20 protein-coding genes are annotated in these 21,203 nt (G+C 71.3%); 13 read left to right on the plus strand and 7 right to left on the minus strand.

The annotated features are described in order from the left end of the window. Positions 1-205 precede the first annotated feature (205 nt). Together ISP_RS04585 and ISP_RS04590 are read right to left on the minus strand one after the other, a co-directional pair. A complete protein-coding gene (locus tag ISP_RS04585) occupies positions 206-664 on the minus strand; it encodes a flavodoxin family protein (protein ID WP_013222817.1) in 459 nt (152 codons plus the stop codon). Next, positions 664-2,298 carry a phospho-sugar mutase gene (locus ISP_RS04590; RefSeq protein ID WP_013222818.1) on the minus strand — a complete coding sequence of 545 codons (1,635 nt, stop codon included), beginning with the start codon at positions 2,296-2,298 and terminating at the stop codon, positions 664-666. The genes ISP_RS04585 and ISP_RS04590 overlap by 1 nt, the downstream gene beginning before the upstream one ends. A 30-nt stretch (positions 2,299-2,328) precedes the next feature. Here ISP_RS04590 and ISP_RS04595 point away from each other — a divergent pair, with 30 nt between their 5' ends. After that, positions 2,329-3,492, plus strand: coding sequence for a nucleotide disphospho-sugar-binding domain-containing protein (locus tag ISP_RS04595; RefSeq protein WP_013222819.1), 1,164 nt, complete (start codon positions 2,329-2,331; stop codon positions 3,490-3,492). 139 nt (positions 3,493-3,631) lie between these two features. Here ISP_RS04595 and ISP_RS04600 read toward each other — a convergent pair whose 3' ends face one another. Genes ISP_RS04600 through ISP_RS04610 form a run of 3 tightly spaced genes read right to left on the minus strand, consistent with a single transcriptional unit; the run spans position 3,632 to position 5,783 of the window. After that, on the minus strand, positions 3,632-4,411 hold the full coding sequence (locus ISP_RS04600; protein WP_013222820.1) for a purine-nucleoside phosphorylase: 780 nt from the start codon (positions 4,409-4,411) through the stop codon (positions 3,632-3,634). Beyond that, complete coding sequence (locus ISP_RS04605) at positions 4,408-4,827, minus strand: ABA4-like family protein (RefSeq protein WP_013222821.1); 420 nt, start codon at positions 4,825-4,827, stop codon at positions 4,408-4,410. The genes ISP_RS04600 and ISP_RS04605 overlap by 4 nt, the downstream gene beginning before the upstream one ends. Next, entirely contained in the window at positions 4,824-5,783 is a 960-nt protein-coding gene (locus tag ISP_RS04610) for a hypothetical protein (protein WP_013222822.1), read from the minus strand. Before ISP_RS04610 ends, ISP_RS04605 begins: the two co-directional genes overlap by 4 nt. A gap of 119 nt (positions 5,784-5,902) precedes the next feature. Between ISP_RS04610 and ISP_RS04615 the strand changes: the two genes are divergently transcribed. Then, a complete protein-coding gene (locus ISP_RS04615; RefSeq protein ID WP_230468708.1) occupies positions 5,903-6,523 on the plus strand; it encodes a MerR family transcriptional regulator in 621 nt (206 codons plus the stop codon). Here the strand turns inward: ISP_RS04615 and ISP_RS04620 are convergent. Then, positions 6,520-8,262, minus strand: a complete 1,743-nt coding sequence (locus ISP_RS04620; protein ID WP_013222824.1) for a serine/threonine-protein kinase — start codon at positions 8,260-8,262, stop codon at positions 6,520-6,522. The two genes, ISP_RS04615 and ISP_RS04620, sit on opposite strands and share 4 nt — an antisense overlap. A gap of 152 nt (positions 8,263-8,414) precedes the next feature. Between ISP_RS04620 and ISP_RS04625 the strand changes: the two genes are divergently transcribed. The 6 genes from ISP_RS04625 (at position 8,415) to ISP_RS04650 (ending at position 16,305) form a co-directional block, all read left to right on the plus strand. After that, positions 8,415-10,250, plus strand: a complete 1,836-nt coding sequence (locus ISP_RS04625) for a methylmalonyl-CoA mutase family protein (RefSeq protein ID WP_176742071.1) — start codon at positions 8,415-8,417, stop codon at positions 10,248-10,250. Continuing rightward, on the plus strand, positions 10,247-12,415 hold the full coding sequence (gene scpA / locus ISP_RS04630) for a methylmalonyl-CoA mutase (protein ID WP_013222826.1): 2,169 nt from the start codon (positions 10,247-10,249) through the stop codon (positions 12,413-12,415). The genes ISP_RS04625 and scpA overlap by 4 nt, the downstream gene beginning before the upstream one ends. Before the next feature lie 3 nt (positions 12,416-12,418). Beyond that, entirely contained in the window at positions 12,419-13,402 is a 984-nt protein-coding gene (gene meaB / locus ISP_RS04635; protein WP_013222827.1) for a methylmalonyl Co-A mutase-associated GTPase MeaB, read from the plus strand. Positions 13,403-13,451: 49 nt separating this feature from the next. Continuing rightward, positions 13,452-13,754 carry a hypothetical protein gene (locus tag ISP_RS04640; protein ID WP_013222828.1) on the plus strand — a complete coding sequence of 101 codons (303 nt, stop codon included), beginning with the start codon at positions 13,452-13,454 and terminating at the stop codon, positions 13,752-13,754. A gap of 197 nt (positions 13,755-13,951) precedes the next feature. Further along, the gene (locus ISP_RS04645) at positions 13,952-15,253 is read left to right on the plus strand and encodes an amidohydrolase (protein WP_013222829.1); all 1,302 of its coding nucleotides are present in this window, start codon (positions 13,952-13,954) and stop codon (positions 15,251-15,253) included. A gap of 218 nt (positions 15,254-15,471) precedes the next feature. Beyond that, entirely contained in the window at positions 15,472-16,305 is an 834-nt protein-coding gene (locus ISP_RS04650) for a hypothetical protein (RefSeq protein WP_013222830.1), read from the plus strand. A 70-nt stretch (positions 16,306-16,375) separates the two neighbouring features. Here ISP_RS04650 and ISP_RS04655 read toward each other — a convergent pair whose 3' ends face one another. Beyond that, positions 16,376-16,828 (minus strand): gamma-glutamylcyclotransferase, encoded by a 453-nt coding sequence (locus tag ISP_RS04655; RefSeq protein ID WP_187324689.1) that lies wholly within the window; start codon positions 16,826-16,828, stop codon positions 16,376-16,378. Positions 16,829-16,954: 126 nt separating this feature from the next. Between ISP_RS04655 and ISP_RS04660 the strand changes: the two genes are divergently transcribed. The 5 genes from ISP_RS04660 (at position 16,955) to ISP_RS04680 (ending at position 21,185) form a co-directional block, all read left to right on the plus strand. After that, entirely contained in the window at positions 16,955-18,355 is a 1,401-nt protein-coding gene (locus ISP_RS04660; RefSeq protein ID WP_013222832.1) for an NAD(P)H-quinone dehydrogenase, read from the plus strand. A gap of 72 nt (positions 18,356-18,427) precedes the next feature. Next, positions 18,428-18,895: a hypothetical protein gene (locus ISP_RS04665; protein ID WP_013222833.1), complete on the plus strand. Its 468-nt coding sequence runs from the start codon at positions 18,428-18,430 to the stop codon at positions 18,893-18,895. A 139-nt stretch (positions 18,896-19,034) separates the two neighbouring features. After that, positions 19,035-19,553, plus strand: a complete 519-nt coding sequence (locus ISP_RS04670) for a hypothetical protein (RefSeq protein WP_013222834.1) — start codon at positions 19,035-19,037, stop codon at positions 19,551-19,553. A gap of 100 nt (positions 19,554-19,653) precedes the next feature. Continuing rightward, positions 19,654-20,301, plus strand: coding sequence for a class F sortase (locus tag ISP_RS04675; protein WP_013222835.1), 648 nt, complete (start codon positions 19,654-19,656; stop codon positions 20,299-20,301). Positions 20,302-20,381: 80 nt separating this feature from the next. Continuing rightward, entirely contained in the window at positions 20,382-21,185 is an 804-nt protein-coding gene (locus tag ISP_RS04680) for a VOC family protein (RefSeq protein WP_013222836.1), read from the plus strand. Positions 21,186-21,203 lie beyond the last annotated feature (18 nt).

A 21,203-nucleotide genomic window follows, 5' to 3' on the forward strand; every position in this document is an offset into this window, starting at 1 on the left:
TACAGTTGGCTCGCCTCTCGCCTGGTCCTCCGTGCCCTGGGGGTGCACGGAACGGCTCAGGCGAGAGGTTGTCGCGCCTTCGACTCGTCATGATCGGTCCTGTGTAGTACGCTTCACAGGACCAAGGTTGATCGCCCTCGGGCGAACCCTTGGTCACGGCCTGTTGCCGGAGGTCGACCCCCAGGGCTTCCGGTGACAGGCCCCTTTAATTTCCGGACATCAGGGTCGCGGCCAGCGTCGCACCCAATTCGGTGCACGCTTCCAGGGTGGTTTTGCCCGGATCGCCCGTCGTGACGACGGGTTCCGCCACTTTGGTCCAGGACAGGCCCGTCGTGATGGCCAGCAGTTGCCGTTCAGTGCCCGAAGTGTCGCTGTTGCCGTGAATCCAGTACCCGAACGGGCGACCGCGCGTCTCGTCCAGGCACGGGTAGTAGATCGTGTCGAAGAAGTGCTTGAGCCCGCCGCTCATGCTGCCGAGGTTCGCCGGCGTGCCCAGCAGGTAGCCGTCCGCCTCGAGGACGTCGGGGACCGTGGCCGCCAGCGCCGCGCGGCGGACCACCTCCACCCCTTCGATGTCCGGGTGCGCAGCCCCGGCCACGACCGCTTCGAACAGCGCCTGCGTCGCCGGGGACGGCGTGTGGTGGACGATCAGCAGCCTCGGCATCAGGCGAGCAGTTCCTCGACGTCCGCGCGCAGCGCCGTCAGCTGCTCCTGTGCCGCGTCGCGGGCGTCGGCCAGTTCGTCCGTCACCGGCGCCACCACCTGCAGGTACGCCTTCAGCTTCGGTTCGGTCCCGGACGGCCGCACGACCACGCGGACGCCGTCGCCGGTCAGCCGCACCACGTCGGCGTCCGGCAGCAGGTCTTCGAGGCCGGCTTCGACGCCGCCGAGCCGGGACGGCGGCGTCTCCCGCACCTTCGCCATCAGCCGGCCGCGGACCGCGAGATCGGTGACCCGGAGCGAAACCTGGTCGGTCAGGTGGACGCCGTGGCGCCGCGCCAGCTCGTCGAGCACGTCCAGCGGCGTGCGGCCCTGCGCCTTCAGCCGCGCGGCGAGCCCGGCCGCCAGCGTCGCGGCGGCGATGCCGTCCTTGTCGCGCACGAAGCCCGGGTTCACGCACAGCCCGAGCGCCTCTTCGTAGGCGAACACCAGGCCCTCGCCGGCCCGGACCAGCCATTTGAAGCCGGTCAGCGTCTCGGCGTAGCGGGCGCCTTCGGCCTTGGCGATCTCGCCGAGCATCGACGACGACACGATCGTGGTCGCCACCAGCGGGTCCGGCAGGACCGTGCGGTCCACTGTGGACAAGACGTACGAGCCGAGCAGCACGCCGGTCTCGTCGCCGCGCAGCATGCGCCACCGCCCGTCGCGCTCGCGCACGCCGAGCGCGCACCGGTCGGCGTCCGGGTCGAGCGCGACGGCCAGGTCGGCGTCCACATCGGACGCCAGCGCCAGCAGCAGGTCCGTCGCGCCCGGCTCTTCGGGGTTCGGGAACGACACGGTCGGGAAGTCCGGGTCCGGCGCGGCCTGGGCGCCGACCAGGTGCAGGTCGGTGAACCCGGCCCGCTCGAACGCCGCGCGCAGCGTGTCGGCGCCGACGCCGTGCAACGCCGTCGCGGCGACCCGCACCGCGCGTTCGTGGCCCAGCGGCAGCGTCGCGACCTCGTCGAGGTAGCGGTCCAGCAGGTCGGCGACCTCGGCGCCGGACGCCCGCGGCACGTCGGCGGCGGCCGGCGCGGCCTCGATGGCGCGCTCGATCTCGCCGTCGGACGGCGGGACGATCTGGCCGCCGGTCGCGTCGTAGAGCTTGTACCCGTTGTCCGCCGGGGGATTGTGCGACGCGGTGATCTGGATCCCGGCCACCGCGCCGAGCCGGCCGACGGCGAACGCGAGCACCGGCGTCGGCAGCGGGCGGGGGAACACCTTGACGTCGAAGCCGGCCGCGGTCAGCACGTCGGCGGCGGCCGTCGCGAAGGCTTCCGAGCCGTGGCGCGCGTCGCGGCCCACGACGACGAGCGCGCCGGCGTGCCCGTGCGCCTTCAGCCACTCCGCGACCCCGGCCGTCGTCCGGGTGACGACGGCGACGTTCATCCCGTTCGGCCCGGCGCGCACCGGGCCGCGCAGGCCGGCCGTGCCGAACTCCAGCGGGCCGGCCAGCCGGTCGGCCAGGTCTTCGGCGGCACCGGGTTCGCCGCCGTCCGCCCGGGCCAGCACGGCCTCGAGTTCGGCACGGGTGGCGGGGTCCGGATCGGCGGCGATCCAGCGGGAAGCGGCGTCACGCAGGGTGGAATCCGATGTCACCGCGCCAGCCTACGGGCTATGGTCGGGTAGGTGCGCTTACTGTTCACCTCACTGGGGTCCTTCGGTCACACCTTCCCGCTCGTCCCGCTGGCGGTCGCCGCGCGCGACGCGGGCCACGACGTCGTCTTCGCCACCTCGGAAGACTTCCTGCCACAGCTGACGAAAGCCGGGCTCGAGACGGCGGCCGCCGGGCTCGCCATCAAGGACGCGTTCGGGCAGGCGTTCGGCGAAACCTTCGGCGAAGCGGGGCCGCCCGGCCCGCCGGGGGACATCCCGCGGGAGGTGTTGTTCCCGGTCGTCGCGAAGGTCTTCGGCGAGCTGATGCCGAAGCGGTTCTTCGCCGATCTGCTGCCGCTGTTCGAGCACGTCCGGCCCGACCTGGTGGTCAGCGAGGTGGGCAATTCGGGCGGGGCGTTCGCCGCGCTGAAGGCCGGGCTCCCGGTGGTGGCGCACGGTTTCGGCCGCGTGTCGACCGGCGACCCGATGACCACGAAGATCCGGGACGCGATCCTCGAGCACGGCGCCGAGCTGGGCATCGAGATCGGCGAGGACCTGGCCTTCGGCGGCCCGTTCGTCGACATCTGCCCGGAGTCGGTGCAGGACCCCGGTTTCCTGGCGCGCACCCACCGGGTGCCGCTGCGCCCGGTCGGCTGGAGCGAGCCGGGCGAGCTGCCGCCGGGCGTGCTGGACAAGCGGCGTCCGCTGGTCTACCTGACGCTGGGCACGGCGATGGGGCACGCGGGCGTGCTCACCGAGGCGATCGCCGGACTGTCCGGTTTGGACGTCGACGTGCTGGTCGCCACCGGCCCGTCGCTGCCCGAGAACGCGCTGGGCGAAGTCCCGGCGAACGTCCGGCTCGAGGCGTGGGTCCCGCAGGCGGCGCTGCTCCCGCACGTCGACCTGGTGGTCCACCACGGTGGCAGCGGCACGACGCTCGGCGTGTTCGGCGCGGGCCTGCCCCAGCTGCTGCTGCCGCAGGGCGCGGACCAGTTCACCAACGCGGAGGCGGTGCTGGCGGCCGGCGTGGGCGACCGCCTGCTCGGCGCCGAGGTCACCGCCGAAGCCGTGGCGGCGAAAGCGCGTCACCTGCTCACGGACTCCGCGGTCCGCGACGCGGCCCGGACCCTGGCCGCGGAGGTCGCGGCCATGCCGTCCCCGGCCGAGGTCGCCGCCGAGCTCCCGACCCTGGTCTGACATCGTGTCGACCCTCTGATCACGCGTGTCGACCTCCTGATCACGCGTGTCGGCGGTTTCCGCACACCGCTCCGGTGCACGAAGGGTCGACACGCGTGATTGACGAGTCGACACGCGTGATTGAGGGGACGACACGAGGTCAGGCGCGGGTGAGCAGTTCCCGCAGGAGCGAGCCCATCTTGGTCGCGGCCGCGCGACCGGCCTCCAGGACTTCTTCGTGGTTCAGCGGCTCGCCGGTCATGCCCGCGGCCAGGTTCGTCACCAGGGACAGGCCGAAGACCTCGACGCCGGCCGCGCGGGCGGCGATCGCCTCCAGCACCGTCGACATGCCGACCAGGTCCGCGCCGAGGGTGCGCAGCATCCGGATTTCCGCCGGCGTCTCGAAGTGCGGCCCGGTCAGGCCCGCGTAGACGCCTTCTTCGAGCGACGGGTCGATCTCGCGGGCGATGTCCCGCAGCCGCTTCGAGTACAGGTCCGTCAGGTCGACGAAGTTCGCGCCGACGATCGGCGAGCGCGCGGTCAGGTTCAAGTGGTCGGAAATCAGCACCGGCTGACCCACCTGGAAGCCCTCGCGCAGGCCGCCCGCCGCGTTCGTCAGCAGCACCGACCGGACGCCGGCCGCCGCCGCGGTGCGCACGTTGTGCACCACCGGGTCGATGCCCTTGCCCTCGTAGAAGTGCGTCCGGCCCAGCATTACCAGGACGTTCTTGCCGCCGACCCGCAGCGAGCGGATGGTGCCGCCGTGGCCCACCGCGCCGGGCGTGGTGAAACCGGGCAGTTCGGCGAACGGGATCTCCGTCTCGCACTCCCCGATGACGTCCGCCGCCGGGCGCCAGCCCGAGCCCAGGACCACCGCGATGTCGTGCGCGTCCACGCCGGTGCGCTTGGCGATGGCGCTCGCGGCTTCTTGTTCAGTCATGCGAGCGAGCGTATCCGGACGGCCCGCACCACGAGGAACACGACCAGGCCGAACGGCGAGAGGAAGATCGTCAGCACCAGGATCGGGCTGACGAGCCACGGCGAGATCTCCCGGTCGCGCGCCTCGAAGTACATCCAGCGGGCGATGAACAGGTCGAACGCGATGAGGTGCGCCCAGACGAGCCCGGCGCCCCACGGCGTGGCCAGCAGCGTCTGCAGGACGCCGAGGTCGGGCTGCAGCATCGCCCGCCCCCACGCGCCGAAGTGCGGCAGCACCAGCCCGAAGTAGCACACCAGCGGCAGCAGCGGCACCCACGGTGACGCCATGATCCGCGCCGTCCACCGCCACTTCGGGGCCAGGATCAGCAGCGCCCAGAACGGCGCCGCCAGGGGGAACGCCCAGGTGAACAGCGTCATCGAACCGCCTTCCGTCCCGGCGCGCGGACGACGGCCAGTGCACTCAGCCCGACCGCCGCGACCAGCAGCGCGAAGGCCCCCAGTGTCGTCGCGTCCGGGTGCACGATCGACTGCGCCCGCAGCGCCTGCCACGTGAGCAGCGCGACCAGCCCCGCGTACCCGGCCGCGCCGACCAGGACGAGCCGGGCGCGGACGACGTCGTCGCGCAGCCGCGGGAACCGCCCGGCCAGCGCCGCCAGCGCGATGGCGAGCAGCGGCAGGGCCTGCAGCGCGTGCATCCCGGCGAAGTGCGGGATCCGCAGGTCGCCCGCCACCGTGCTCCAGCCGAGGATCGGCAGGCCGGGGCCGCCGTCTTCGAGTCCGACGGTGTGCGCGCCCACCATGTCCGGCCGTCCGTGGGCCTTCCACTGCGCGAGCTGCCGCGCGGTCGGACTCGTCATCAGGATGCCCAGCGAGATCCCCACCAGGGAGAGCACGGCGCCGGCGCGCACGGCCAGGGAGCTCGCCCGGTCGGGCACCTTCGTGAACATCACCAGGACCGTCAGCGCGAGCGTGGCGGCCCAGAGTCCCATGATCATCTTGCCCATGACGTCGTAGATCAGCGCGTCCTGCGGTGTCGCGTTGTTGAAGTGGCTCGCGCGGCCGCGGGCCGCCTGGAACACCAGCAGGACGTACTCGGCGGCGAAGATGAGGACCAGGAGGTTCGTCAGCCAGGCCGCCGTGCGCCGGAACCGCGGCAGCAGCGAGACGAGCCAGCTCCAGGTGGCGAAGTAGAGCGCGCCGGACACCGCGAACTTGAACGGCTTCGCCCAGATCGGCGCACCCGCCAGCGTCCGCTGGTCGAGGAGCATGGCGGCGACGCACAGCACCGCGACCACCCCCAGTGCGGCGGCCGCGAGCGCGGACGGCCGGTGCCACGTGTGCGTTCTGCTCCGGAGATCGGCAAGGATGGTCATGGTTCCTCCCAGAACGGATAGTCAAACTCTCCGTTTTGGAAAGTTAAACTATCCATACTGAGAAGTCTTCAGGGTTGTCCCCGAGACGGACCCCGGGATCGGAGCGGAAACGCATGCGGATGGCCGAGCTGAGCGCCGAGTCCGGGGTGCCGGTCGCGACCGTCAAGTTCTACCTGCGCGAGGGCCTGCTCCCGCCCGGTGAGCGCACCAGCCCGAACCAGGCGCGGTACTCCGCGGCGCACGTCCGGCGGCTGCGGCTGATCAAGGCGCTCACCGAAGTCGGCGGGCTGTCGCTGGCCTCGGTCGGCGTCGTGCTGAGCGCGATCGACGGCGACCGGACCCCGCACCGGACCATGGGCGTCGTCCAGGAGGAGCTGGCCGGGCCCGCGCCCCAGGTGTCCGAGGAGGCCGCCGAGTGGGCGGCCGGCCTGCTGGCGGGCCTCATGGACCGCCGCGGCTGGAAGGTGCACTCCCCTGAGCACCGCGCGATGGCCAACCTCGTCGCCGCGCTGGCCACGGCCAAGGAGCTCGGGCAGGCGAAGCTGATCGAACGGCTCGAGGAGTACGCCGTCCTGGCGATGCGCGTCGCGGAACTCGACGTCGAGGTGGTGAACGGCCTGACGTCGTTCGACGAGATCATCGAGGCCGGCCTGGTCGCGACCGTGCTCGGCGACCGGATCTTCGCCGGCCTGCGCCACCTCGCCCAGGAACAGGTGTCCCGCAAGGTCCTCGGCGGTTAGTCCGAGACGCTGAGGGTGGGGGCGACGCGGTTGAAGACGTCCTCGCGGCCCGAGTTCTCCTGTTCGGCCGGCACGGTGACCGAGAGGATCCACAGGCTCGTGCCCGCCTGGATCAGGTTCATGAACGTCACCCGGGTGCCGCCGGCCCCGTCGCGGTCGGGGAGGTTGCCGCCCTCGGTCACGCGGTACGTCAGCGTCGTGCCCTTTTTGTCCGCCAACGGCGACGGGTTGAAGAGCTGGAACCCGTTGCCCTGGTAGGACGTCTTCAGCCAGTTGATGTATTCGACGTCGTCGGGGAACTGGGTGAAGTACTTCACCAGCCGCTCGACCCGCAGCGACCGGCGGCCGTCGGGGGAGACGTACTGGACCGCCGTGCTCGCCCCGAACTTCGTCGTCGTGTGCGGGGCGACGAACTTCTGCCAGCCCTCCGGCACCTGGAGGCCGAACTGCCCGCCGTTGCCGGTCGCGAAGCTCGCGTCGCCGGACTGCTGGACCAGCGTCGGCGGCGGCACGTCGGTCGGGCCGTTCGACGGGCTCCGCGGCGCGGCGGCCGGAGGCAGCAGCGACTGGCCGCCGACCGTCCTGGCCAGCGCGAACCCGCCACCCGCGGCGAGCAGGAAGAGCAGGATCGCCACCGCGACGAGCACCGCGGTGGCCGTGGAGCTGCGCCGCGCCGGCCGCGGCGGAGGCGGTGCGACGAACATCGTCGGCGCACCCGAGGTGGGGCCCGCCGACGGCGCGGGGGCGGGCGGGCGCAGGAACGGCAGCGGGCCGGGGTCGGCGGCGAGCTCGCTGCTCGACGCCTCGGCCTTCTTCTCCGCCTTGGCCTTCTCGGGCAGGACGGTCTTGATCACCTGCGTGTCGGTCGCGTCCGGCTGCGCGGAGGTCTTCTTGCCGTCCGGGGTGTGGAACAGCTCGGGCCCGAACAGGTCGAGCGGCGTCTTCGTCTGCAGCGGGTACAGCCGGTGCCGGACGTCCCGCAGCGTGATCCGCCGCCCCGGCTCCTTCGTCATGAGGGCGCTGATGACGTCGGCGAGCGGGCCGGCCTTCGGCTTCGGCACCTTCCCGTTGACGACCTTGCCGACCGTCTCCAGCGGGTCGCCGTCGGCGTCGTACGGCGGCGCGCCTTCGACCGCGGCGAACAGCGTCGCGCCGAGGCCCCAGAGGTCCGCGGCCGGCGTGACGGCGCCGCCGGAGGCCACTTCCGGCGCGATGTAGGCGGGCGAGCCGAGCATGATCCCGGTGCGGGTCATGGTCGCCTCGGAGACGTTGCGGGCGATGCCGAAGTCGGTCAGCTTGATCCGGCCGTCGCTGGCCACCAGGACGTTGCCCGGCTTGACGTCACGGTGGGTGATCCCGGCGGCGTGCGCGGCCTCCAGCGCGGACGCGACGGCGATGCCGACCGCGGCGGCCTGCCCGACGGTCAGCGGCCCGTGGTCGCGCAGGATGTGCGCCAGGCTGCGCGACGGCAGCAGCTCCATCACCACGAACGGCTGGTCGTCCTCGCGGGCGACGTCGTGCAGGATGATCACGTTCGGGTGGGAGAGGACGGCGATGGCGCGGGCTTCACGCAGCGTGCGCTCCCGCAGCTCGTCCGCTTGCGCCGCCGGGATGCCCGGCGGCACCTTCATCTCCTTGACGGCCACCTGCCGGTGCAGGAACTCGTCGTAGGCCGACCACACGGTGCCCATCGACCCGGAGCCGAGCACCGAACGCAGCCGGTAGCGACCGGCGACCACTCGTGTCTCTTCGCTGGAGGGGGGCACCCGCCAATTGTGGCGTACGGGACCGGCAGTCCCTGCAGGCTGGCCCCCAACCCGGCCGCGGCCCGCCCCCTAGCGCGACCAGACTCACAGGTCGGGCGCGCCGAGTGCCTCTACCATCACAGGTTATGACTGATGTGGCCGGTCCGGAGTCAGTGCCGATCTCCGAACTCGACCTCGCGGCCGAGTTCCCCCAGGCGACGCGCGAGCAGTGGCAAGAGCTGGTCGCCGGCGTGCTGCGCAAGAGCGGGAAGCTGCCGGAGGACTTCGCGGGTGCCCCGGAGAGCAAGCTCGTCACGCGGACCTACGACGGGATCGAGATCCAGCCGCTGTACACGGCCGAGGACGTCCCCGGCGACATCGGCTTCCCCGGCTTGCCGCCCTACGTGCGCGGCGCCCGGCCGGACGGTCAGGTCAGCACCGGCTGGGACGTCCGCGCCCGGTTCACCGGCGACGACGCCCGCGCGGTCAACCAGGCGATCCTCGCCGACCTCGAAGGCGGCGTGACGTCGATCTGGCTCTCGGTGCCGCCCGCGTCCCTCGCTGACGCCCTGAACGAGGTCTACCTCGACCTGGCGCCCGTCGTCCTGGACGCGGGGACCTCGTATGAAGCGGCCGCCGAAGCCCTGTTCGAGCTCTTCGACGAGCGCGAGATCCCGGCGAGCGAAGCCACCGCCGTGCTGGGCGCCGACCCGATTGGGCTGGCGGCCCGCTCCGGTTCCGCCATGGCGCTCGAACCGGCCGCCGCGCTTGCCGCGCGTGTCGCCGGGAAGTACCCGAAAGTGCGGACGATCGTCGCCGACGGCCTCCCGTTCCACGAAGCGGGCGGGTCGGACGCGCAGGAGCTCGGCGCGCTCGTCGCCGCCGGCGTCACCTACCTGCGTTCTTTGACGGACGCGGGTCTGGACGTCGAGGCCGCCGCCGGGCAGCTCGAGTTCCGGCTCGCCGCGACCGCCGACCAGTTCTCCACCATCGCGAAGCTGCGCGCAGCACGCCGCCTGTGGGCGCGCGTCGCCGAGGTCTGCGGCTTCGCCTCGCCCATGCGCCAGCACGCCGTGACGTCGCCGGCCATGCTGACCAGGCGCGATCCCTGGGTGAACATGCTGCGCACGACCGTGGCCTGCTTCGGCGCGGGCGCCGGCGGCGCCGACGCGGTCACCGTGCTGCCGTTCGACGCGGCGATCGGCCGTCCCGACAGTTTCTCCGCGCGGATCGCCCGCAACACCCACGCCGTGCTGCTGGAGGAGGCCAAGCTGGCCGGCGTGGCCGACCCGGCCGGCGGCTCCTGGTACGTCGAGAAGCTCACCGACGACCTCGCGCACGCGGCCTGGGCCGAGTTCACCGCCATCGAAGGCGCGGGCGGCCTGGTCGCCGAGCTCGCCTCCGGCGCGCTGGCCGGGCGGCTGGCTTCGACGTGGGAGAAGCGCTCGAAGCGGATCGCCACCCGGCGCGACCCGCTCACCGGCGTCAGCGAGTTCCCGAACCTGGCCGAGAAACCGGTGGTCAGGACCCGCCTCGAGTCCCCTGTGGACGGTGGGCTGCCGCGGCACCGGTACGCCGAAGGCTTCGAAGCCCTGCGGGACGCTTCGGACGCGTACCTCGCTTCGCACGGCGAGCGGCCGAAGGTCTTCCTGGCCACCCTCGGCCCGGTCGCCGCGCACACCGCGCGGGCCGGCTTCGCCGCCAACCTGTTCCAGGCGGGCGGGATCGAAGCCGTCAACCCGGGCGCGACCGACGACCTGCCCGGCGCGTTCCGCGCGTCCGGCGCGAAGATCGCCTGCCTCTGCGGCACCGACGACGCCTACGCGGCACAGGCGGCCGAGGTCGCCGAGTCGCTCGGCGCCGAATACGTACTACTGGCGGGGAAGGGGTCCTACGACGGCGTGGACGCCAACGTCTTCGCCGGCTGCGACGCCCTGGAAGTCCTCGACGGCCTGCACGCCAAGCTGGGAGTTGCGCGATGACCATCCCGAACTTCGCCGGTCTCGACCTCGGCACGCCGTCGCCGGGCGACCGCGACGCGTGGGCGCGCGCGGTGGAGAACGCCACCGGCAAGGGCCCCGACGCCCTGGCCTGGGAGACACCCGAGGGCATCGGCGTCAAGCCCGTCTACACCGCCGCCGACCTGTCCGATGTGGACTTCCTCGGCACGTACCCCGGCATCGCGCCCTTCCTGCGCGGGCCGTACCCGACGATGTACGTCAACCAGCCGTGGACCATCCGCCAGTACGCCGGGTTCTCCACCGCCGAGGAGTCCAACGCCTTCTACCGGCGCAACCTCGCCGCCGGGCAGAAGGGCCTCTCGGTCGCCTTCGACCTGGCCACCCACCGCGGCTACGACTCCGACCACCCGCGCGTGTCGGGCGACGTCGGCATGGCGGGCGTGGCGATCGACTCCATCTACGACATGCGGCAGCTCTTCGACGGCATCCCGCTCGACAAGATGTCGGTGTCCATGACGATGAACGGCGCGGTGCTGCCGGTGCTCGCGCTCTACGTCGTCGCGGCCGAGGAGCAGGGCGTCAAACCCGAGCAGCTCGCGGGGACCATCCAGAACGACATCCTCAAGGAGTTCATGGTCCGCAACACCTACATCTACCCGCCGCAGCCGTCGATGCGGATCATCTCCGACATCTTCGCCTTCACTTCGCAGCACATGCCGAAGTACAACTCGATCTCCATCTCCGGCTACCACATGCAGGAAGCCGGCGCGACGGCCGACCTGGAGCTGGCCTACACCCTCGCCGACGGCGTCGAGTACCTCCGCTCGGGCGTCGACGCGGGGCTGAGTGTCGACAAGTTCGCGCCGCGGCTGTCGTTCTTCTGGGCGATCGGCATGAACTTCTTCATGGAGGTCGCGAAGCTGCGCGCGGCCCGGCTGCTGTGGGCGAAGCTGGTGAAGGGCTTCGACCCTTCGTCTTCGAAGTCGCTTTCGCTGCGTACGCACTCCCAGACGTCGGGCTGGTCGCTGACCGCGCAGGACGTCTACAACAACGTCGTCCGGACGTGCGTCGAGGCGATGGCGGCAACCCAGGGGCACACGCAGTCGCTGCACACCAACGCCCTCGACGAGGCCCTCGCGCTGCCGACGGACTTCTCCGCGCGGATCGCCCGCAACACCCAGCTGCTGCTGCAGCAGGAGTCCGGCACCACGCGCGTGATCGACCCGTGGGGCGGCAGCGCCTTCGTCGAGAAGCTGACCTACGACCTCGCGCGCAAGGCGTGGGGACACATCACCGAGGTCGAGCGGGCCGGCGGCATGGCCAAGGCGATCGACGCGGGCATCCCGAAGCTGCGCATCGAGGAAGCCGCCGCGCGCACCCAGGCGCGCATCGACTCCGGCCGGCAGCCGGTGATCGGCGTCAACAAGTACCAGGTCACCGACGACGAAGAGATCGACGTCCTCAAGGTCGACAACGCCGGCGTCCGGGCCCAGCAGCTGGAGAAGCTGCGGCGGCTGCGGTCCGAACGCGACTCCGCCGCCACCGAAGACGCGCTGCGGCGGCTCACCGAAGGTGCCGGCAACGGGGGAAACCTCCTGGAACTGGCCATCGACGCGGCCCGCGCGAAGGCCACGGTCGGCGAGATCTCCGACGCGCTCGAGAAGATCTGGGGACGGCACTCCGGCCAGATCCGGACCATCTCGGGGGTGTACCGCGAGGAGGTGGGGAAGACGCAGAACGTCGAGAAGGCCCGTCAGCTGGTCGACGAGTTCGCCGCGGAGGAGGGCCGGCGGCCGCGGATCCTCGTCGCCAAGATGGGCCAGGACGGCCACGACCGCGGCCAGAAGGTGATCGCCACCGGCTTCGCCGACCTCGGCTTCGACGTCGACGTCGGCCCGCTGTTCTCCACCCCGGCCGAGGTCGCCCGCCAGGCGATCGAGGCGGACGTGCACGTCGTCGGCGTTTCGTCGCTGGCCGCCGGGCACCTCTCGCTGGTGCCCGCGCTGCGCCACGAGCTCGCCGAGCTGGGCCGCGAGGACATCATGGTCGTGGTCGGCGGCGTCATCCCGCCGCAGGACTACCCGGCGCTGCGCGAGGCCGGTGCGGCGGCGATCTTCGGCCCCGGCACGGTGCTCGCGGACGCGGCCATCGACCTGCTCGGCCAGCTGTCGGCGCAGGAGTCCTGACCGTTGCCGCGCAAGATCGACGTCACCGCCTACGCCAAGGGGGTGCTCGCGGGTGACCGCGGGACGCTGTCGAAGGCGATCACGCTGGTCGAGTCGCAGCGGGAGGACCACCGGGCGCTGGCGCAGGAGCTGCTGGTCGAGCTGCTGCCCGCGGCCGGCGGCGCCCGGCGCGTCGGCATCACCGGCGTCCCCGGAGTCGGCAAGTCGACGTTCATCGACCAGCTGGGCACCGACCTGACCGCGGCCGGGCACCGGGTGGCCGTGCTGGCCGTCGACCCGTCGTCGACCCGGACCGGCGGGTCGATCCTCGGCGACAAGACCCGGATGGCGCGGCTGGCGGTGGACGAACGCGCGTTCATCCGGCCGTCGCCGACGTCCGGGACGCTCGGCGGCGTCGCGCGGGCGACCCGCGAGACGATCGTGCTGATGGAGGCGGCCGGCTACGACATCGTCCTGGTCGAGACGGTCGGCGTCGGGCAGTCCGAGGTGACCGTGGCGAACATGGTCGACTGCTTCCTGTTCCTGACCCTGGCCCGCACCGGTGACCAGCTCCAGGGCATCAAGAAGGGCGTCCTGGAGCTCGCCGACGTCATCGCGGTCAACAAGGCCGACGGCGACCACGAGCGGGACGCCCGGCGCGCGGCGCGGGAGCTGGCGGGCGCGCTGCGGATGATCTACGGGCCCGAAGCGTCGTGGACGCCCCCGGTGCTGACCTGCAGCGGCCTGCACAACCTGCGTCTCGACGAGGTCTGGGGCGCGATCGAGCAGCACCGCGACACGCTGACGGCGTCCGGCGAGCTCGACGCCCGGCGGCGGCAGCAGCAGGTCGACTGGACGTGGGCGATGGTCCGCGAACAGCTGCTGGGTCGGTTGGCGGCGCATCCGGAGGTGCGAACGGTCGTTCCCGACGTCGAACGGGCGGTGCGGGACGGTGAACTGACGGCTACCCTCGGTGCACAGCGGATCCTCGACGCGTTCGGTGGCTGACGTGCGGGAAGTTCGTGGGCAGAATGCCTGGTCGCGGCGAAGGGATGACATGGCGAAACTGCGGGGTCTGGTCCTGGTCGGGCTGCTGGGAGCGGTGCTGTTCACCGCGTCGCCGGCGCTGGCCGAGCCGGTGCGTCCGGCCGCCGTCACGATGAGCGTGGCGCACGCGGCCGCGGTGCCGGCCCCGGCGCAGACGCAACCCCCCGGCCCGGTCCTCGACCCGGCCCAGACGGACAAGGCCAACACCGAAAAGACCAAGAACAAGCTGATCGCGGGCCTGCTCGCGGTGGTCCTGCTCGGCATCGTGATCTGGGGGCGCAAGATCCGTTCGAAGCGGGCCAAGAAGTCCTGAGGTTTTCGGCTTTGCCGAAGTGGTGCACGCCGTTCAACGCAGATCCGGTACCGGCCGTCTAGGACGGCCGTTTTCGAGGCGCGGCTTGCCGCCTGCATGGTGCACGATCGTCTGCAAATGCGTACGACAGATCGATCGGCACGACGCGTGACCCCAGCCGCTGCGCGGGTTGCCCGTGTTGCGGGAGGAGGTGCGGCGTGACGGTGTTGGACTCACGGCCGGACGTTCCAGGCGACCCCCAAGGGCGCATCATCAACCCCATGGAGGGGTCCGAGGCGCTGATTTCCGAGGCCGGCGTAAGCATGGCTCCCGTGGAGGACCTTGGTGCGGGCCGCGGCCCGTTCTGGCTGGACGATTGGCTGCGCGCCAACGCGACCGACGTGCTCGCCTGGCGGCGGCACATCCACGCGCACCCGGAGCTGTCGCGGCACGAGTTCGCGACCACGGAACTGGTCGTCACGCTGCTGCGCTCGGTCGGGCTCAAGCCGTGGGTGCTGCCGGGCGGCACCGGCGTCGTGTGCGACATCGGCAGTGGTGAGCGGTGCGTGGCGCTGCGTGCGGACATGGACGCGTTGCCGCTGACGGAGGCGACCGGCCTGCCGTACGCGTCGACGACCGAGGGCGCGGCCCACATGTGCGGCCACGACGCCCACACGGCGATCCTGCTCGGCGCGGCCCGCGCCCTGGCCGGCGCGCCGGAGCTGCCCGGCCGGGTGCGGCTGATCTTCCAGCCGGCCGAGGAGGTCATGCCCGGCGGCGCGCTGGACATGATCGCGGCGGGCGCGCTGGACGGCGTCGAGCGCATCTACGGCCTGCACGTGGACCCGCGGCTCGAGGTGGGTTCCGTCGGGATGCGCGTCGGCGCCTTGACGTCGGCCGCCGACCTGATCGAGCTGCGCCTGACGTCCCCGGGCGGCCACACGTCCCGGCCGCACCTGACGGCCGACCTGGTGCACGCGCTGGGCACGGTGATCACGTCCCTGCCCGCGGTGCTCTCCCGCCGCGTCGACCCGCGTTCCGGGACGGTCCTCGTCTGGGGAGCGGTCCACGCGGGCCAGGCGGCCAACGCGGTCCCGCAGGACGGCGTCCTGCGCGGCACGCTGCGCACGGCCGACCACGAGGTCTGGACGGCCCTGGAGCCGCTGGTGGCGGCGTCGGTGGAGTCGCTCTTGGCGCCCACCGGTGTCGGCTTCCACCTGGACTACCGCCGCGGAGTCCCGCCGGTGGTCTCGGACCCCGAGTCGACGGCCCTGATGCGCGCGGGCACCGAAGCGGCCCTCGGCGAGGGCGCGGTGGCCGCGACAGAGCAGTCCTCGGGCGGCGAGGACTTCGGCTGGTACCTGGAGCACGTCCAGGGAGCCTTCGCCCGCCTGGGCGTCTGGCCCGGCCCCCCGGCCCCCCAATCGGACATCCACCGCCCCACGTTCGTCCTCGACGAGCGAGCCCTCCTCTGCGGAGTCCGAACCCTGGTCCACACCGCCCTAACCACCCTCGCCTAACTCGTGTCGTCCGCCTACGTACGCGTGTCGTCCATCCAGGTGCGCGTGTCGTCCGTCTGTGCACAGGAGTTGTCCCCAGGGTTATCCACAGGCGGGTAGTTATCCACAGCTGGTGAATCAGGCTCTTCCGGAGATCACGGAAGAGCCTGATTCTTGATGCTGTGACCGGGTGGGGAGGACGGCATGGCGCGGCTTCGCGTCAACGTGCCGTGGAAGAAATGGGGCAGCGCGCTGTGCGTGAGGCGTTGGCCAGCGGGTTGCTGATGCAACCGTGGCGAGGCGTCGTCATGCGCTCGAGCGATGCACTGAAACTGAAGACGAGGGCTGAGGGAGCCCTGTTGGCCGTTGGGCGGCCTGCAGTGTTGTCCGGCCCGACATCACTTGCCCTGCATGGGATTTCGGCATCAGCATGCGCGAACATTCACATCACGGTGCCCTACGAACGCCGGATCAAGTCAAAGCCCGGCCTCGTCGTTCACCAGGGGTACTACCGGCCGACGGACGTGATCGAACTCGACGGGCTTGCCACGTTTCCGGTAGACCTCGCACTGGCGGAGTTCCTTTGTGACGGTGATCGGCGAACGGCGTTCGCCGCTTTGGACGAGTGGCTCCGAGCCTTGCCACCGGACCACGACGGGAAGCTCCGGGAGAACATTCGGGACCGCCTCGAAGACCGCCGGGACCGTCGAGGTATCCACAGGGCGCTGACCCTCTTGGAACTTGCCACCGGCAAGGCCGAGTCGCCCCCGGAGAGCATCTTGAGGCTGATCGTCGTCGAGGCGGGGTTTCCCGTACCGGAGCCGCAGTACGAGCTGACAGCCATCGACGGTCGACTGCTCTACCGGCTGGACATGGCCTGGCCATCCCGGCGTATCGCCCTGGAGTACGACGGGTACGCCGCACACGAAGATCGAGCTACCTACGACGCCGAGCGAAATGCACGTATGGCGGCGCGTGGCTGGATCACCATTCGCGCCGTTGCGGCGGATCTTCGCGACTCGAGTCAGCTGCTGAAGGACCTCGACGAGGCGTTCCGGCTCCGCTCCACCTAGACGGTCGTACCCGACCGGACGACACGCGTACTCAGATGGACGACACGCGTACCTGGGCGGACGACACGAGTTAGCCGGTTATGCCGGAGCAGGGGCGGGTTCGGAGGTCGTCGACGTAGTCGGCTGGGGCGCCGGCGGCCTCGGCGGCGTCGGCCAGGACGCCGAGGTAGCGGGCCGATGGGAGGCCGCCTTCGTAGGCGTCCAGGACGTACAGCCAGGCCAGGACCGAGCCGTCCATGGTCTGGACGCGGAGGCGGATCTTCGAGTGGATCCCCAGCTCACCGCCTTCCCAGCGGTCCAGCCCGGTCTCGTCGAGCGGGGTCACGTCGTAGAGGACGACGAACACCCGTGACCCCGGGTCCTCGACGATCGTGGCCAGGGCACCTTCCCAGCCGAGGTCCTCGCCGCCGAAGGTCAGGCGCCACCCCTCCAGCCAGCCGGTGCCGGCCATCGGAGAGTGCGGCGCGCGCTCCAGCATCTGGGCGGGCTCCATGTTCGATCCGTACGCGGCATACAACGGCACGCCGACAGCGTAGCGACACCTCTCGCACCCGAGTGGACGCACTCGCCGTGTTCGCCCACTTCAGTGTCCGGTCACCTTCGCCGCGTACGGTGTGAGCACCGCACGGACTGCCAGAGGAGGACCCAGGTGACCAGGATCGTGATCATGGGCGGGGGCCCGGCCGGCTACGAAGCCGCGCTGGTCGCAGCCCAGCACGGGGCCGACGTCACGATCGTCGAGCGGGACGGCCTGGGTGGCGCCTGCGTCCTCTACGACTGCGTTCCCTCGAAGACGTTCATCGCGAGCTCCGGCGCCCTGGCGAAGATGCACGACCTCGGCGAGCTCGGCATCAACACCGACATGGCCGACACCCGCATCGACCTCCCGACCGTCCACGGCCGGGTGAAGGGCCTCGCGCTCGCCCAGTCCGCCGACATCCGTGCCCGCGTCCAGCGCGAAGGCGTCCGCGTCATCGCCGGCGAGGCCCGCTTCTGCGACGAAGAGCCCGGCCTGGCGACGCACAAGGTCGCCGTCACGACGAAGGACGGCACCGAAAAGCTGCCCGCCGACGTCGTCCTCATCGCCACCGGCGCCACCCCGCGCGTCCTGCCCGGCGCCGTGCCGGACGGTGAGCGCATCCTCGACTGGCGCCAGCTCTACGAGCTCCAGGAGCTGCCGGAGCACCTCGCCGTGATCGGCTCGGGCGTCACCGGCGCCGAGTTCGCGTCCGCCTACACCGAGATGGGCGTCAAGGTCACCGTCGTCTCCAGCCGTGACCGCGTCCTCCCGCACGAAGACGCCGACGCCGCCGCGGTGCTCGAAGAGGTCTTCTCGCAGCGCGGCACGACCGTCGCGAAGCAGGCGCGCGCCGATCGCGTCGAGCGCACCGAAAAGGGCGTCGAGATCTTCCTCGCCGACGGCCGCGTGATCGAAGCCAGCCACGCGCTGATGACCGTCGGTTCGGTGCCGAACACCAAGGACATCGGCCTCGACAAGGTCGGCATCTCGCCCGGCCCCGGCGGGTTCATCACCGTCGACCGCGTTTCGCGCACCTCCGTTCCCGGGATCTACGCCGCCGGCGACTGCACCGGCGTGCTCATGCTCGCCTCGGTGGCGAGCATGCAGGGCCGCATCGCGATGTGGCACGCGCTGGGCGAAGGCGTCGCGCCGATCAAGCTCAAGACCGTCGCCGCCAACGTGTTCACCCACCCGGAGATCGCCACCGTCGGCATCAGCCAGCAGGCGATCGACTCCGGCGAGGTGCCCGCGCGCACCATCATGCTGCCCCTGGCCACCAACGCGCGCGCGAAGATGGAAGGCCTCCGCCGAGGCTTCGTGAAGCTGTTCTGCCGCCCCGCCACCGGCGTGGTCGTCGGTGGTGTCGTCGTGGCGCCGCAGGCGAGCGAACTCATCCTTCCCATCGCGCTCGCCGTCCAGAACCAGCTCACAGTGGACCACCTGGCACTGACATTTTCGGTGTACCCGTCGCTGTCGGGCTCGATCACCGAGGCCGGGCGGCAGCTCATGCGCCACGACGATCTCGACTGATCCGGCACGCAACCCGGGCGCACCCGTCGCGTCTTGTCGGTTGTCAGGCTGAAGGACGCGAAGGGTGCGAACGTGCGCAAGACGGTGGTTTTCGTTGCGGCAGCGGTGATCGGCGCGACGACGCTGACGGGATCGGCGATGGCGCAGAGCACCGGTCCGGCGCCGAGCACGAGCCCGGCCCGGAGTGCCACCGCGGGCATGGTGCAGCTCAACGTGAACACCGCGATCAACCAGACGCTGGTGGACAAGTACGTCCGCGACGCGCCGAACGTCGCGCTCGCGAAGTGCGAAGGCCCTTCGCCGGCGTTCTCCTCGCCGGCGCTGACCTTCACCAACTACACCCCCGGCCCGTTCATGGGCGCCGACGCGAACATCAGCGCCGACGCCGAGCTCAAGCCCGGCACCGCGGCGGGGACGTACCCGCTGACCGTGACCTGCGGCGGCCAGACCTACACCACGCAGTTCACGGTGCCGGCCACGCAGGTCGCGAAGGTGCCCTCCGGCGCCGCGAAGGCGGGCGACGGCAGCATGGCCGGCTGATTTCGAAAACGCCCACGACCACCCTGGAGCCGCGCTCCGGGGTGGTTTTTTCTGGGCCCGAGGCAACCTCTCCGCAGGTAGAGCGTCTTTTGAAGCAGAGCTCCCGGGGGAGTTTTTCCAAGGGGAAAAGGGGACGGAAATGAAAAAGGTGCTGGCGGTCGCCGCTGTTTCGGGCGGATTGCTGCTCTCGGCTCCGGCGGCCTTCGCCGCCACGCCGGCCGGGCACGCCGGAAATCCGAAGGCCTACTTGCGCGTCATGCCGACCGCTGCCCGGGCGGGCGCGAAGGTGCAGATCCGGCTCGGCTGCGAAGCCTCGAGCACGAGCGACCTGGCCTCCCCGGTTCTGAAGATCGGCGCGTTGCGGCGCGTCGGCCCGCAGAACGACCCGGCCAAGGCACCCGCCGCGGCCGCGTCGGCGACCGTGCAGGCCGCCGCACCCGGCGTCTACAAGGTGTCGTTCTCCTGCGGCGGCGCGGAACTGACCACGAAGTTCACCGTTCTGGGTGAACGTCGTCAGGTGGCCAAGGTGCCGTCGGGAGCACCGCAGACCGGCGGGGGACCCGGCGATCACGGTTCGCTCGCCGCCGCGGGTGCCATGGGCGTGCTGGCCCTCGGCGGCGGCGGTCTCGTACTGGCCCGGCGGTCGTGGCGCCGCTGAGCGCCGCGGGGGCGTCTCGAGGTTCGCGGGAGGTACCGTCGGGCTCGACCATCGGACCACCCGGACGTGTGAACTCGCCGACGCCAGTGAGGGGGAGAGCATGACCAGCAGGATCACGAACCGACGGGGTGTCCTGATCGCCCTCGTCGTGGCGGTGCTGGCCGCGCTGGCGGTGCTGGCGCTGACGTTCGGTGGTGGCCCAGGCTCGGACACCGCGCAGCCGCCGCCCGCCCAGCCGGTCGCGGTGGTTCCGGCGCCCCAGGCGGGCGGTCAGGACGCCGCTGCGGCGCTGCCCAAGTCGGAACCCGTCTCGATCGACATCCCGAAGATCGGCGCGCACTCGTCGCTGGTCCCGCTCGGCCTCAACCCGGACAACACCGTCCAGGTGCCGCCGGTGACCACGCCGTTGCAGGCCGGCTGGTACACCTACGCGCCGACGCCGGGCGAGACCGGCCCGGCCGTCGTACTGGGGCACGTCGACGGCAACCACCAGAAGGGCATCTTCTTCCGGCTCAAGGAGCTGGCTCCCGGTGACCGGGTCTCGATCGCCCGCAAGGACGGCACCACGGTGGTGTTCGAGGTGACGAAGGTGCACCAGGTGCCGAAGAAGGACTTCGAAGCCGAAGGCGTCTACGACGACACGGCCGGTCCCGAGCTGCGGCTGATCACCTGCGGGGGTGTCTTCGACCGGAACGCGCACAACTACGTCGACAACATCGTCGTCTACGCCCGCCTGGTCCAGGCCTGATTTTCGGTTTTTGTCGGTGCCCGGTGCCAGACTGTCCGGGTCGTCACCAGCGGCGGCACAGACGAGGGTTGGGAGTCGGCATGGTGTTCCGGGACGAAAGATGGCCCGACGGTACGCCCGGCTGGGTGGACCTGATGGTGCCCGATCAGGCGAAGGCGATCGCCTTCTACAGCGGCCTGTTCGGTTGGGACGTGCATCGGGGTGGTGAGGAGACCGGCTTCTACGGCATGGCGGAGCTGCGGGGACGCCCGGTCGCCGGCATCGGCCAGACCCCACCGGGGCAGGACATCCCCGCGGCCTGGACGACGTACCTCGCGGTGTCCGATGTGGACCGCACGGCCGCGGCCATCACCGAGGCGGGCGGGCAGATCGTCATGCCGGTGATGGAGGTGATGAAGGAGGGCCGGATGGCCGTCGCGGCCGATCCGGCGGGCGCGGTCTTCGGCCTCTGGGAGGCCGGGAACCACATCGGTACGCAGGTCACGTCGGCCCCGGGCACCCTGGCCTGGAACGACTGCATGAGCCGGGACTATCCGGCGGCGAAGCCGTTCTACGAAGAGATCTTCGGCTTCGGCTTCCAGGACATCTCGGGCGACGACTTCACGTACGCGGTGGTGCTCATCGACGGGCGCCCGGTCGGCGGCCTCGGCGCGATCCCCGCCTCGGTACCCCCGGAGGTGCCGTCGTACTGGGCGGCGTACTTCTGGGTGGCGGACGCCGACGCGAGCGCGGCCAAGGTGGTCGAGCTCGGCGGCACGGTCGACGGGAAACCGTGGGACTCGCCGTACGGGCGGCAGGTGAAGGTCATCGACGACCAGGGCGTGCCGTTCACGGTCATCGCCCCGAACGAGCAGTCGGGCGAGCCGGAAGGCTGGGAGGTCTGAAGGGACGGGCCGGGAGCG

Source organism: Amycolatopsis mediterranei (genome assembly GCF_026017845.1).
Taxonomy (GTDB): domain Bacteria; phylum Actinomycetota; class Actinomycetes; order Mycobacteriales; family Pseudonocardiaceae; genus Amycolatopsis; species Amycolatopsis mediterranei.

Coding starts and splice junctions, on each gene's coding strand:
- ISP_RS04670 (WP_013222834.1), top strand. CDS start 19,035: ATGAAAAAGGTGCTGGCGGTCGCCGCTGTTTCGGGCGGATTGCTGCTC.
- ISP_RS04640 (WP_013222828.1), top strand. CDS start 13,452: ATGGCGAAACTGCGGGGTCTGGTCCTGGTCGGGCTGCTGGGAGCGGTG.
- ISP_RS04600 (WP_013222820.1), bottom strand. CDS start 4,411: ATGACTGAACAAGAAGCCGCGAGCGCCATCGCCAAGCGCACCGGCGTG.
- ISP_RS04585 (WP_013222817.1), bottom strand. CDS start 664: ATGCCGAGGCTGCTGATCGTCCACCACACGCCGTCCCCGGCGACGCAG.
- ISP_RS04610 (WP_013222822.1), bottom strand. CDS start 5,783: ATGACCATCCTTGCCGATCTCCGGAGCAGAACGCACACGTGGCACCGG.
- ISP_RS04625 (WP_176742071.1), top strand. CDS start 8,415: ATGACTGATGTGGCCGGTCCGGAGTCAGTGCCGATCTCCGAACTCGAC.
- ISP_RS04675 (WP_013222835.1), top strand. CDS start 19,654: ATGACCAGCAGGATCACGAACCGACGGGGTGTCCTGATCGCCCTCGTC.
- ISP_RS04650 (WP_013222830.1), top strand. CDS start 15,472: ATGGGGCAGCGCGCTGTGCGTGAGGCGTTGGCCAGCGGGTTGCTGATG.
- ISP_RS04615 (WP_230468708.1), top strand. CDS start 5,903: ATGGCCGAGCTGAGCGCCGAGTCCGGGGTGCCGGTCGCGACCGTCAAG.
- scpA (WP_013222826.1), top strand. CDS start 10,247: ATGACCATCCCGAACTTCGCCGGTCTCGACCTCGGCACGCCGTCGCCG.
- ISP_RS04680 (WP_013222836.1), top strand. CDS start 20,382: ATGGTGTTCCGGGACGAAAGATGGCCCGACGGTACGCCCGGCTGGGTG.
- ISP_RS04605 (WP_013222821.1), bottom strand. CDS start 4,827: ATGACGCTGTTCACCTGGGCGTTCCCCCTGGCGGCGCCGTTCTGGGCG.